10 protein-coding genes are annotated in these 11,629 nt (G+C 67.5%); 8 read left to right on the top strand and 2 right to left on the bottom strand.

Annotated elements, in window-relative coordinates:
• Nucleotides 1-373 precede the first annotated feature (373 nt).
• Complete coding sequence (locus ACFHYQ_RS06530) at nucleotides 374-1,189, top strand: hypothetical protein (RefSeq protein ID WP_394300169.1); 816 nt, start codon at nucleotides 374-376, stop codon at nucleotides 1,187-1,189.
• 2 nt (nucleotides 1,190-1,191) lie between these two features.
• Here the strand turns inward: ACFHYQ_RS06530 and ACFHYQ_RS06525 are convergent, their stop codons facing one another.
• Together ACFHYQ_RS06525 and ACFHYQ_RS06520 are read right to left on the bottom strand one after the other, a co-directional pair.
• Nucleotides 1,192-1,881, bottom strand: a complete 690-nt coding sequence (locus tag ACFHYQ_RS06525; RefSeq protein WP_394300168.1) for a response regulator — start codon at nucleotides 1,879-1,881, stop codon at nucleotides 1,192-1,194.
• 40 nt (nucleotides 1,882-1,921) lie between these two features.
• A complete protein-coding gene (locus ACFHYQ_RS06520; RefSeq protein ID WP_394300167.1) occupies nucleotides 1,922-3,109 on the bottom strand; it encodes a sensor histidine kinase in 1,188 nt (395 codons plus the stop codon).
• 202 nt (nucleotides 3,110-3,311) lie between these two features.
• Between ACFHYQ_RS06520 and ACFHYQ_RS06515 the strand changes: the two genes are divergently transcribed.
• From ACFHYQ_RS06515 to ehuB, 7 genes are all read left to right on the top strand, one after another.
• Nucleotides 3,312-4,088, top strand: coding sequence for an ABC transporter ATP-binding protein (locus ACFHYQ_RS06515; protein ID WP_394300166.1), 777 nt, complete (start codon nucleotides 3,312-3,314; stop codon nucleotides 4,086-4,088).
• A gap of 60 nt (nucleotides 4,089-4,148) precedes the next feature.
• Nucleotides 4,149-6,596 (top strand): ABC transporter permease, encoded by a 2,448-nt coding sequence (locus ACFHYQ_RS06510; protein ID WP_394300287.1) that lies wholly within the window; start codon nucleotides 4,149-4,151, stop codon nucleotides 6,594-6,596.
• A 347-nt stretch (nucleotides 6,597-6,943) separates the two neighbouring features.
• Entirely contained in the window at nucleotides 6,944-7,480 is a 537-nt protein-coding gene (ectA, locus tag ACFHYQ_RS06505; RefSeq protein WP_394300165.1) for a diaminobutyrate acetyltransferase, read from the top strand.
• Nucleotides 7,481-7,540: 60 nt separating this feature from the next.
• The gene (ectB, locus tag ACFHYQ_RS06500; protein ID WP_394300164.1) at nucleotides 7,541-8,800 is read left to right on the top strand and encodes a diaminobutyrate--2-oxoglutarate transaminase; all 1,260 of its coding nucleotides are present in this window, start codon (nucleotides 7,541-7,543) and stop codon (nucleotides 8,798-8,800) included.
• Nucleotides 8,801-8,865: 65 nt separating this feature from the next.
• Nucleotides 8,866-9,261, top strand: a complete 396-nt coding sequence (locus ACFHYQ_RS06495) for an ectoine synthase (RefSeq protein WP_394300163.1) — start codon at nucleotides 8,866-8,868, stop codon at nucleotides 9,259-9,261.
• A gap of 28 nt (nucleotides 9,262-9,289) precedes the next feature.
• A complete protein-coding gene (thpD, locus tag ACFHYQ_RS06490) occupies nucleotides 9,290-10,171 on the top strand; it encodes an ectoine hydroxylase (protein WP_394300162.1) in 882 nt (293 codons plus the stop codon).
• Nucleotides 10,172-10,683: 512 nt separating this feature from the next.
• The gene (ehuB, locus tag ACFHYQ_RS06485) at nucleotides 10,684-11,628 is read left to right on the top strand and encodes an ectoine/hydroxyectoine ABC transporter substrate-binding protein EhuB (RefSeq protein WP_394300161.1); all 945 of its coding nucleotides are present in this window, start codon (nucleotides 10,684-10,686) and stop codon (nucleotides 11,626-11,628) included.
• The last annotated feature ends 1 nt before the right edge of the window (nucleotide 11,629 follow it).

Raw genomic sequence — 11,629 nt, 5'->3', positions numbered from 1 at the left:
GGCCGGGGGCTCGCCGTCCACGGCCCGCCGCTGCACCGGAGGTGGCCGCTGCTCGCTATCTGGCTGGTCGGAGGGGTGGCCGGCGGTCTGGTGCTGCTCGCCGTGACCCCGCCCGAGCACCCCCTTGTCCCCCAACTCCGGGTGCTTCCGACGAGCATTCCAGACCAGGACAATCCACCGAGTTTCCGACAGCATGAACCTCTCAATCTCGACAGAAAATCTCAGATCGCGCATTCCACCGCCATCAACGGCATCGCCGCCGACATGTCGATAAATCGCGATTTCGACGAATTTCGAAATCGCGGCGGCATGCCGCCGGACAAACCGCTGGAATTCACACCGGAGAACACGTCAACTGGAGGAGGTCCTTCGCGTGCTGTCTCACCGGCTCGCCCCGCGGCGATTGGTCTCACACGTCCGGCGGCATCACGCGCTCGGCCTGCCGGAGGCCGACGATCCACGTGCCATCGAGTCCCACCTCAGTGAAGCCCTCGGCCAGCCGATCCAGATCGTCGTACGGCCGCCGGCCCGCCGGTCTCACGCCGCGCCCGCTCTGGAGGCGTACGGCCCTGCCGGACCGGTCGGCATCGTGAAAATCGGTGGCACGGAGCGGACCCGCGAGGCGGTCAGGCACGAGAGCGAAGTCCTCCGAATGCTCGCCGACCGGCCGCTGAAGACCGTGGTGCCGCCGACCGTGCTGCATCACGGCGCGTCGCGTGATCTCGACGTGTTGCTGCTGTCCCCCCTGCCCGTCCCGTCCCGCCTCTCCGTCAGATCCCGGGTGTCGGCGGACCTGCTCGAGGCGGCCGTGGCGGAGATCGCCACCCTCGGCCCGGTTGACGGCTGCGCCTGGCATGGTGATTTCACGCCGTGGAACGTGGCGGCCGCGGCCGACGGTCGGCTGCTGGTCTGGAACTGGGGGCGGTTCGGCACCGGGGTTCCGTACGGATTCGACGCTCTGCATTACTTCTTCCACCGCTGCCTGCGCCGGATGCGGCCACGGCAGACGGCCGAGGCCTGCCTCGCCCAGGCAGGCCGCCTGCTCGGGACGCCGGAGGATGCGCGCCGAACCGCCGCTCACTACCTGATCACCCTGGCCGACCGCCATCACCGGGACGGCCACGAACCGCTCGGCCCGCCGAGTGAGTGGCTCAACCCCGTGGTAGATCACCTGGAGTCGCTGATGTGAGTTCACGGCTGTCCTGGGCCGCAGATCCCGTTCTCCCATGCCCAGGCGGCTATCTCGACCCGATTGCGCACGCCGAGTTTGCGCTGCACGTTCGCCAGGTGGGTCTTGATCGTGGCCGGGGTCACGTAGAGCTCCAGGGCCAACTCCTCGTTGGTACGGCCATGGGCGAGGAGCCGTACGACATCGAGCTCGCGCTGGGTCAGCGGCTCGATGGGCCCGCGTATCCGCTTTCCGGCAGTGCGCGAAGGGGAAAGGCCACGGTGCCGAGGAGCCATGTGGGCGAGCAGGCGGACGGTGATCGAGGGAGAGATCAGAGCGTTCCCCGCCGCCGCCGCGCGCACCGCCTCGACCAGCAGGGCGGGTGAAGCGTCCTTGAGCAGGAAACCGCAGGCGCCGCCCTGCAGGGCGCCGTAGACGTACTCATCGAGGTCGAAAGTCGTGGCGATCAGGACGTTGAGAGGATCTCGGACGTCCGGTCCCGCCAGCAGCCTGGTCGCCTCCAGGCCGTCCATCCTCGGCATCCGGATGTCGAGGATGCACACGTCGGGTCGTAGCCTGCGCGCCTCCTCGACTGCCGTGGCACCGTCGGCGGCCTCGGCGACGACCTCCATGTCCGGCTGAGAGCCCAAGATCATGCGAAAGGCGGACCGGACCATCTCCTGGTCGTCAGCGATCAGTAGCCGGATCGTCATGTCGTCCATGGTCTCAGACCTGCGGAAAGCGTCCGTTCTGCTATTGATCGCTTCTGTGCTTCACCGGCAAGCGTGCCACTACTCGCCAGCCGGAACCGTTGTCCCAGCCGGCCGTGATCTGGCCGCCGACCTCCTCGACACGCTCAGCCAGACCGGTGAGGCCGAACCCGCCGTCGGAGCTCGCCGACGAACCGGGTGAGCCGGCGTTCTCGCCGTCATCGGTTACCGACACCTCCAACCAGTCATCGTTCCCAAGCCCGGCGGACACCGTGACACGGGTCGCAGCGACGGCGTGCTTGCGCACGTTGGTCAGCGCCTCCCGGGCAACCCCGCCGATCACCTCCACGATCCGCGGCTCGAGATACCGACCGGTCAGGCGGGGATCGACGGTCACCTCGATGAGTGGACCGGCCCCGGCGAAGTCCTCGGACACCTCCATCAGCAGCTCCGGCAGACCAGGCACCGGCCCAAGGGGAGCCGGCGTCTGGTCACGCAGCGTCCGTACCATGCTCCGCATGGCGTCCAGCGCTTTGCCCCCGGCATCCTCGATGCCGGCGAGCATCCGATCCAGCTCTTCCGGACCCTGGGGCAGGCCGGCCTCCGTGGCGAACCGCACGGCCTTGGCCTGCATGACGATCCCGGTGACATGGTGGGCGACGAAGTCGTGCAGATCCCTGGCGTACTCCAGTCGCTGGGCCTGCAGGGCGGCATCCAACTCCCGGGCCCGCAGTCTGTCACGCAGCCGCAGCACAAGGCCCGACATCACCATGAGCGGCAGACAGCACAAGATCGCCACCATGGCCAACGATATGGCGTTGCTCTGGTCTTCGGGGATCCGTACCGGCACCAGGAGAGCGGCCAGGGAGAGTCCCGCCGTCATGGCCACCGCCCGGAGCGGCGAGCAGCGGCGGACGGCCCGGGTGATGAGGAGCAGCAACACGCCCAGCTCGGTCATGCCGGGCGTGTGTTCAGGCCGCACGGACAACTGGAACTGCACCAAGGACAGCGCACAGGACGCCGCCACGGCCATGGCTGTGTAGCGGGAAAACCGCGCCGGTGGCACGACCAGCGCCACCACGCAGAGCGCACCGCAGGCGACGACGCCCACGGTTGTCGGAAGGAACCTGGTGTCGAGCCCCTCCAGCACCAGCAGCGTGGCCACCCCTGCGGCTGCCAGTGCGGCGAGAACCTGCTGGTAGAGGGGACGTGTTCGCCATTCGTCTATCACAGCAGGTGACGCTATCGCCGCCCCGGTCCGGCCACCTCAACCTTTCGGCCGAGTAGCCGGCCGAGCCGGTCGGCTTTCCGGTGGATCCGCCGCCCCCACTTCACATCCCAGGATTGGGACCCGGCAGGTGCCGACACGACCAAGAGACAACCACGAGGGACCGTGTCCGGAAGCCATCGGGCACCCCGGGGAGCAGAGTGTGATGAACCAGCTAATCGACCCCGTGCCGTCAGGGGCGGTCGTCGCAGCGGCCGACGATCTGACGAAGGTCTACGGCGAGGGTGAGGCCAGAGTCATAGCGCTGGCGGGGGTGTCGGCCAGGTTCCGCCAGGGCGAATTCACCGCGATCATGGGGCCGTCGGGATCAGGCAAGTCCACGTTCATGCACTGCCTGGCCGGCCTGGACACCCCGACCTCCGGCAGTGCGAGGATCGGCGAGATCGATCTGGGGCAGCTTGACGACGCGCGGCTGACCAAGGTGCGGCGCGAGCGCATCGGGTTCATCTTCCAGGCGTTCAACCTGCTGCCCACCCTCACCGCTTTGGAAAACATCACGCTGCCGGCGGCCTTGGCCGGGCAGAACATCGATCGGGAATGGTTGAATCACCTGCTGGCCACGATGGGGATCGGCGACCGTCTGGACCACCGCCCCGCCCAGTTGTCCGGTGGCCAGCAGCAGCGGGTCGCCTGCGCCCGCGCCCTCGCCTCCAGACCCGCGATCGTCTTCGCCGACGAGCCCACCGGCAACCTCGACTCCCGCTCAGGAGCCGAGGTCCTGTCCCTGCTGCGGTCCTCCTCCCGGGACCTGGGCCAGACGATCGTGATGGTCACCCATGACCCGGTGGCCGCGGCCCATGCCGACCGCGCGCTGTTCCTGGCCGACGGCCGCATCGTTCATGAGATGCCGCGGCCGACCACCTCCGGCGTGCTGGAGCAGATGAAGCATCTCGACGCCCACCAGCCCTCCGCATCGCTCTGAAGGACATCGATGTTCCGCGCGGCTTTCCGCACATTGCGCTCCCAGATTCTCCATTTCGTGATGCCTGCCATCGCCGTCGTGCTCGGCGTGGGGTTCGTCACGGGCTCATTGATCTACACCCAGTCCCTCGACGAGGCCATGACTCTGGCGACGGTCACCTCCCAGCCGGACGTCTCCGTCATCGTTCGCCCGGATGCGTCCCCCGACTCTCCCGACGTACCTCTCGATGGCAAGCTGCTGCGCCGGCTCCGGGCGCTGCCGGGCGCCGCGGCCGCACGTGGCACCGCCGAAGGCCGGTCCTTCCTCGTCGGCTCCGACGGCGCCCTGGTGGGCTCGCTCGCCTGGGCCGGCGGAGTCAACTACGTCGCCTCCGCCGACGGTCGAGACCACCACTATCCGATCACCGCTGGCCGCGGACCCCATGACAGAGGTGAGATCGCCGTCGACCGGCGATCGGCCGAGCGTGCCGGCTATCGGGTGGGCGAGCAGGTACGGATCGTCGTCAACGGAACGGCCCGAGATGCCCGGCTCGTCGGCGTCTTCACCGCCCACGACCCTCGGCTGACCGCGGGAGGAAGCCTCACCGCTTTCGACACCGCCACCGCGCGGCGGCAGTTCAGCCCCACGCCGGACGGCTACACGGCGATCACCCTGACAGCGGCTTCCGGAACATCCGAGGAGATCCTCGCCGAGCGGGCGGCAAAGCTGCTTCCTCCGGGGCTTGAGGCCGTCACCAGGTCGGCGTTGGACACCGAGGCCGCCCCCGCCGACGACAAATTGAGCATGCTGCTGCTCGGCTTCGCCGGCATCGCGCTGTTCGTCTCGACCTTCCTGATCGCCAACACCTTCACCATGTTGAGCGCGGCCCGTGCCCGCGAACACGCGCTCTTGCGTGCGATCGGCGCGACCAGGGGCTACGTCATGCGTCTCGTCCTGGCCGAGGCCCTGTTGGTCGGAACGATCGCCTCGTTCGCCGGTTATCTCCTTGGGATCGGCGTGGCGGCCGTGCTGAACACGCTGTTCGGCACCACAGTGGACGCGGCCCCGCCGCTGCGGTTCTTCACGGCCGGGCCACTGCTCGCGGCTTTCGCCGTAGGCATCGGCGTGTCCGCGCTGTCGGCCTACGTTCCGGCCCGGCGGGCATCGGCAGTGCCACCGGTGGCGGCACTGCGTACCGGAAGTCCGGCGACCCCCGCGTCGCTGCGTCGCCGCAACGCCGCAGGGCTGGCCGTCACCGCGCTCGGCGCGCTGCTCACCCTCGCCGCGATCGGCACACAGGATCTCCTCTACATCGGTCCGCCCGTCCTCATGGTCGGCCTGATCATCCTGACCCCGCTGCTGGCCGTGGGACTGGCCAAAGCGGCCCGCGCACCCCTGACTCGGCTGGCCGGCATGCGTGGCACGCTGGCCGCGGAGAACGCCCGCCGTAATCCCCGGCGCAGCGGCGCAACCGCCACCGCCCTCATGATCGGTTTCGCCCTGGTCTGCACGATCACCGTGGGCATCACCTCCCTGAGCCATCACGCGGAGCAGAAAGCGCAGAGCCAGATGGCCGGGGACCTGCGCGTCACCGCCGTCGACTTCGCCGACATCAGCACGGACACCGCCGCCAGGATCGCGCGGCTTCCCGGCGCCGAGGCGGTTACGCCGGTGATCGACGCCCCCATCCGCCTCACCGATGACGGATTCCTCTCGGCAGTCGCCGTCAACCCCGCCGGTGTGGCCCGGCTCGGCGCCATCACCGTGCTGCAGGGCTCCCTTGAGCACCTCGACGACGGCGTGGCCGTCACCGAAGACGCGGCAACGGCCCACGGCTGGCAGCTCGGCTCCCGCGTCTCCGGCACGTTCGCCCGCGATGAGCGAGAGATCGACCTTCCGATCGTCGCGATCTACGACGGGCCGGACACGTTCACCCCCGCCCTGCTTTCCACCCGGAGGTTGCCGACCGCCCGCACGGCGGCGGACCGGCCGTTCATCAGCGCGGTCTTCGTCAAGGCCGCCCCCGGCCGGAAAGGGTCGCTCCACCGCGACATCCAGCGCACACTGGACAATCCCGCGCTCCTCGTCCAAAACCGCGCGGAGGTCAGGCAGGAGGCCGGCCTCCCATTCGTTCCATTGATGAACCTCATGTACGCGCTGCTCAGCGTCACTGTCCTGATCGGCGCCCTGGGCGTGGTCAACACCATGAGCATGGCCGTCTATGAGCGTGTCCGCGAGATCGGCGTGCTGCGCGCGCTCGGCATGGACCGGCGGCGGGTCGGCGTCGTCTTGTGGCTCGAGTCGGCAGTGATCTCGGTGCTCGGCGCCGGACTCGGAGTCGTCGTCGGCAGTCTGATCGGCGCAGCGGCCGTGTTGAGCCAGGAGGGAGCCGCCCTTGTCATCCCCTGGACGCGGCTGGCGTTCTTCTTCGCCGCTGCCATCGCGATCGGCGTACTCGCCTCGCTGGGGCCGGGATATCGGGCAGCGCGGATCCCGATGCTGCGCGCTCTGCACTCACCCGTCGAGTGACGGCGTCGGCCCCGGGCCGTACCCGGTCGCCGCGGTTCGCCAGGGTCACAGCTGAGTAACGGTATGCTGTGATCTAAATCACACAATCTTCAGGTAAACCAATGCCTCCCGGTGGCCATGGACCGTCCTCGACGGAGGTGGCCACACGGGCCGCCGACGGGCCCGCGATGCTCGCGGTTCTCCCTGCCCAGACCCGGGTTTACTCATTTTCGCCGACGTTGCTTGCGATCACCCGAGATCCCGAAAATCGGAAAGCCTTTGACCCTACCCCGGCCAACTGAGCCTAAACATCGGGCCGTGGTTCATGACTCCGGAGCCTTGAAGCCAGTTCGCTAGGTTCGTGTTCCATGTCAGGCGAACGCGCCCCGATGCGGACGCAAAGTTCAGGAGATCCAAGAAACGCCTACATGGAGGAGCCGACGATTGACGATGGGTCGCGGCTGTGGCGCATCGCCCGCGACTCCGAAACGTTGGACGTGAATTCTCCCTACAGTTACCTACTGTGGTGTCGCGACTTTTCCGATACTTCGGTGGTCGCGCGGGATGGTAGTGATGCATGTGGTTTCGTGACGGGATTCACTCGCCCGAGGGCAACGGACACGTTCTTCGTCTGGCAGGTCGCCGTCGATCGCTCATGGCGCGGCCAGGGGTTGGCCAGGCGCATGCTCGACTGGCTCGCCGAACGGATGGTGGCCCGGGGGCATCGATACCTCGAAGCCACCGTGACCCCGGACAACACAGCCTCGGAGCGTCTGTTCGAGTCCTTCGCCAGGGACTGGGGGAGCCCGCTTGAGCGGCGTCCGGTCTTCGGAAGCGAGCACTTCCCGGCCTCCCACGAGCCCGAGGTGCTCTTCCGCATCGGCGCGCTGGAGCCCCAGAGCTAGGTCGACGGCCCCCGCCGGCCGTTCCGGACTTCGCGATATCAACCAAGGACACGGTGAATCATGGAAATCTTCGAACGACTCGAATCAGAAGTAAGAGGTTACTGCAGGAGTTGGCCCACGGTGTTCCGCACCGCGCTGGGAAGCCGCGTCTACGACGAGAACGGGCGGAGTTACCTCGACTTCTTCGCGGGTGCGGGAGCCCTGAACTACGGGCATAACCATCCGCAGCTGAAGTCGAGCCTCCTGCTCTATCTCGCCGACGACAACATCGTGCACAGCCTCGACAAGCACACGGTGGCCAAACGCCATTTCCTGGAGAAATTCCAGGAGGTCGTCCTCTCCCCGAGAGGGCTCGACTACAAGATCCAGTTCCCCGGCCCCACCGGCACCAACGCGGTCGAGGCGGCGCTGAAGTTGGCCCGCAAGGTCACCGGCCGCCAGACGATCGTCAACTTCACCAACGCCTTCCACGGCATGACCCTCGGCTCCCTCGCGGTCACCGGCAACTCCATGAAGCGCAACGGGGCGGGTGTCCCGCTGAACCACACCGTCACGATGCCCTACGACAACTACCTCGACGGCCGGACCCCCGACTTCCTGCTCTTCGAGCGCTTGCTGGAGGACAGCGGCAGCGGCATCGACAGACCCGCCGCGGTGATCGTGGAAACCGTACAGGGAGAGGGCGGCCTCAATCCCGCGAGCGCCCAGTGGCTGCGCGGCCTGGCCGACCTGTGCCGGCGGCACGACATCCTGCTCATCGTCGACGACGTGCAGATGGGCTGCGGGCGGACCGGCCCGTTCTTCAGCTTCGAGACGGCCGGGATCACACCCGACATCGTCTGCCTGTCGAAGTCCCTCAGCGGATACGGGCTTCCGCTCGCGCTCACGCTCATCCGCCCGGACCTGGACGTCTGGGAGCCCGGCGAGCACAACGGGACGTTCCGCGGCTTCAATCCCGCCTTCGTCACGGCCGCCGCCGCCCTGGACTTCTGGACCGACGAAAGGCTGCAGAAGGAGACCCTCGAGAAGGGCCTTCAGGTCCGGCAGGCCCTGAATCTGATCACGGCCGAGCACTCCGACGTCATCACCGGTGTGCGCGGGCGCGGCCTCGCCTGGGGACTCGTCTTCAACCGGTCCGAGCTCGCGCCGAGGGTGTGCGAAGCCGCATTCGAGCGTGGCCTGCTGATGGAGACGTCCGGCCCGGAGGGCGAGGTGGCCAAGCTGCTCCCACCGCTCACCACCTCCGACGAGGAACTCACGGAAGGGCTCGAACTGCTCGCCGAGTCCGTCCACGCCGTCTGCGCGAAACAACCCGCCTGATCGGCGGGCACCTCTGTGCCCGACCCGCTGAAAACCCGTGCCCAACCCTATGGAAGGAGTTTCCCGTGATCGTTCGCTCGCTGAACGACATCATCGGCACCGAACGCGATGTTCAGGCGCCGACCTGGTGCAGCCGGCGTCTCGTGCTGGCCAAGGAGCGGGTCGGCTTCTCGCTGCACGACACGGTCCTCTACGCGGGGACCGAGACCGAAATGTGGTACGCGAACCACATCGAGGCTGTGTACTGCATCGCCGGGACCGGCGAGCTCGTCAACCGCGAGACCGGCGAGACGCACCAGATCGCGCCCGGAACGATGTATCTGCTCGACGGGCACGAGCGCCACACCCTGCGGGCCCACACCGACGTGCGCACGGTATGCGTGTTCAACCCGCCCTGCACGGGACGCGAAGTGCATGACGAGAACGGCGTCTATCCCCTGATCATCGAGACCGGCTCCTGAAACGACGGAATTCGGAGGAAAGATCGGCATGCCCATGGACATCTATCCGACGCGTAAGACGATCGAACCGACCCTTGTCTTCCGGCGGGATCCGGTTGTGTACGGCGGACCGGAGGACGGCCCGATCGACGAGAAGACCCTCAAGGAATTCGGAGAGAAGGGGTTCCTCACCGTCGAGCAACTGATCGACCCGGTGGAGGTCGACCGGTACCGCGCCGAGTTGCGCCGTCTCCTCACGGACGAGGAGCTCAAGGGCGACGAGCGGGTCGTCACCGAACGACAGTCGCAGGAAATACGTTCGATTTTCGAGGTGCACCGCATCAGCGAGGTGTTCGCGGAGCTCGCGGCCGACCCGCGCATCGTGGGCCGCGCCCGGCAGATCCTCGGCTCCGATGTGTACATCCATCAGAGCCGGGTGAACTACAAGCCGGGTTTCGAAGGGAAGGATTTCTACTGGCACTCCGACTTCGAGACCTGGCATGCGGAGGACGGCATGCCCCGCATGCGCGCGGTGAGCATCTCGATCGCGCTCACGGAGAACTTCGTGCACAACGGCGGCTTGATGATCATCCCGGGCTCGCACCGCACCCTCGTCTGCTGCACCGGTCAGACGCCTGCCGACCACTACAAGGAGTCGCTGAAGAGCCAGGAGATCGGGACTCCGGACCCGGACAGCCTCAGGTTGCTGGCGGAGAAGCACGGGATCGAGCTGCTCACCGGGCCGGCCGGCTCGGCGACGATGTTCGACTGCAACTGCATGCACGGCTCGAACGGCAACATCACCCCGTTCCCCCGGTCGAACGTGTTCTTCGTCTACAACAGCGTGGACAACGTCTGCGGTGAGCCGTTCGCCGCGAAAACGCCGCGCCCGTCCTTCATCGCCTCCCGGGATTTCACCCCGGTCGGCTGACCGGTCCCGGCCCTTCGCGGGGGCCGTACAGTCCGGGCCCGACCCCGGGCCCGGCGGTACGGCCCTCCCTGCACAGGCCTCGCGAGATGAGTGCCGTCGCTTTACCCAGGTCACAGGTTGACATCAAAATGATGTGACCTCTCTCACAAAAATTTACCATTTCCGAGGCCTCGACCAAGGAGATCACGGATGTCGTCCCCGGTCGGCACCGTGGCCGGCCACACGGCGAGCCGACTGCTCACCCGTCAGCGAAACCCCTGGTCAGTGCGCGGACATCGGCTCCGCAGGCGGTGCCCACGTGATCCCGGACGAACCATGCGGCGACGTGAACCGGCCAAACGTCTCGCCCTACCCGGTGACGCCCCATGTCCAAACATCGGGGCCCGAAGTCGGCCGGGGCGGCCGCGGAAAGCCGTTCGCTAGGTTCGAGGCTCCACCGAGCGGCGGGACATGGTCCCATAAAGATCCGTTCGGGAGAGCAGTGACCGTAGCGACACGAACGGGAGCGGAATGTGACGGCCCAGAGGTGGACGCGTCGTGATTTCTTCAAGAGTTCGGGCCTGACGGCGGCGGCACTGGTCGGCGGCCCTGCCATGCTCGCCGCCTGCAGCCGCGTCGACGACGGTGGCGGTGCCACCGCCTCCGCCACCGCGGAGACCGGCGCCGACCCGCTCGCCCGGTTCCGGGAGGCGGGCAAAATCAAGGTGGGCGTCGCCAACGAGCAGCCGTACGGATATCGCGACAAGTCCGGGAATCTGACCGGCGAGGCCCCGGAGATCGCCCGGGTGATCTTCAAGGCGCTCGGCATCGACGAACTCGAGGCAGAGATCGTCGACTCCTTCGGTTCGCTGATCCCCGGGCTGCAGTCCAAGCAGTACGACGTCATCGCCGCGGGGATGTCCATCACCCCGGAGCGGTGCGGGCAGATCGCGTTCTCCAACCCCGACTACGCCGCGACCACCGCGTTCCTGGTGGCCAAGGGCAACCCGAAGAGCATCAGGAACTTCGAGGACATCGCGAAGGGCGGGGTGAAGGTCGGGGTGCTCGAAGGCGCCGTCGAGAAGGGCTTCGCGACGAGCAACGGGGTGGCAGGCGACCAGATCAAGGTCTTCCCCAACCAGAACGCGGCCTTCAAGGGCATCCTCGCCGAGCGGGTCGACGCGGTCGCGCTGACCTCGACCTCGCTGCGGTGGACGCTGGAGCAGCAGTACGCGGACGAGCCGTTGGAGGTGACCGAGTCCTTCATCCCGGTCGTCGACGGCAAGGAGGTGGTGGGCGCCGGCGGGTTCGGTTTCCGCAAGGAGGACACCGCCCTGCTCGACGCCTTCAACGCGGAGCTGAAGAAACTGCAGGAGGCGGGGGGCGTGCTGCCGATCATCGAGAAGTTCGGATTCAGCGCGACCGATGTCGAGAAGGCGGCGGAGCTCACCGCCCAACAGCTCTGCAGCGCCACCTGAC

Origin of the sequence: Sphaerimonospora cavernae (assembly GCF_042435035.1) — a bacterium.
Taxonomy (GTDB): domain Bacteria; phylum Actinomycetota; class Actinomycetes; order Streptosporangiales; family Streptosporangiaceae; genus Sphaerimonospora; species Sphaerimonospora cavernae.
This window is presented reverse-complemented; position numbering and strand designations above follow the sequence as displayed.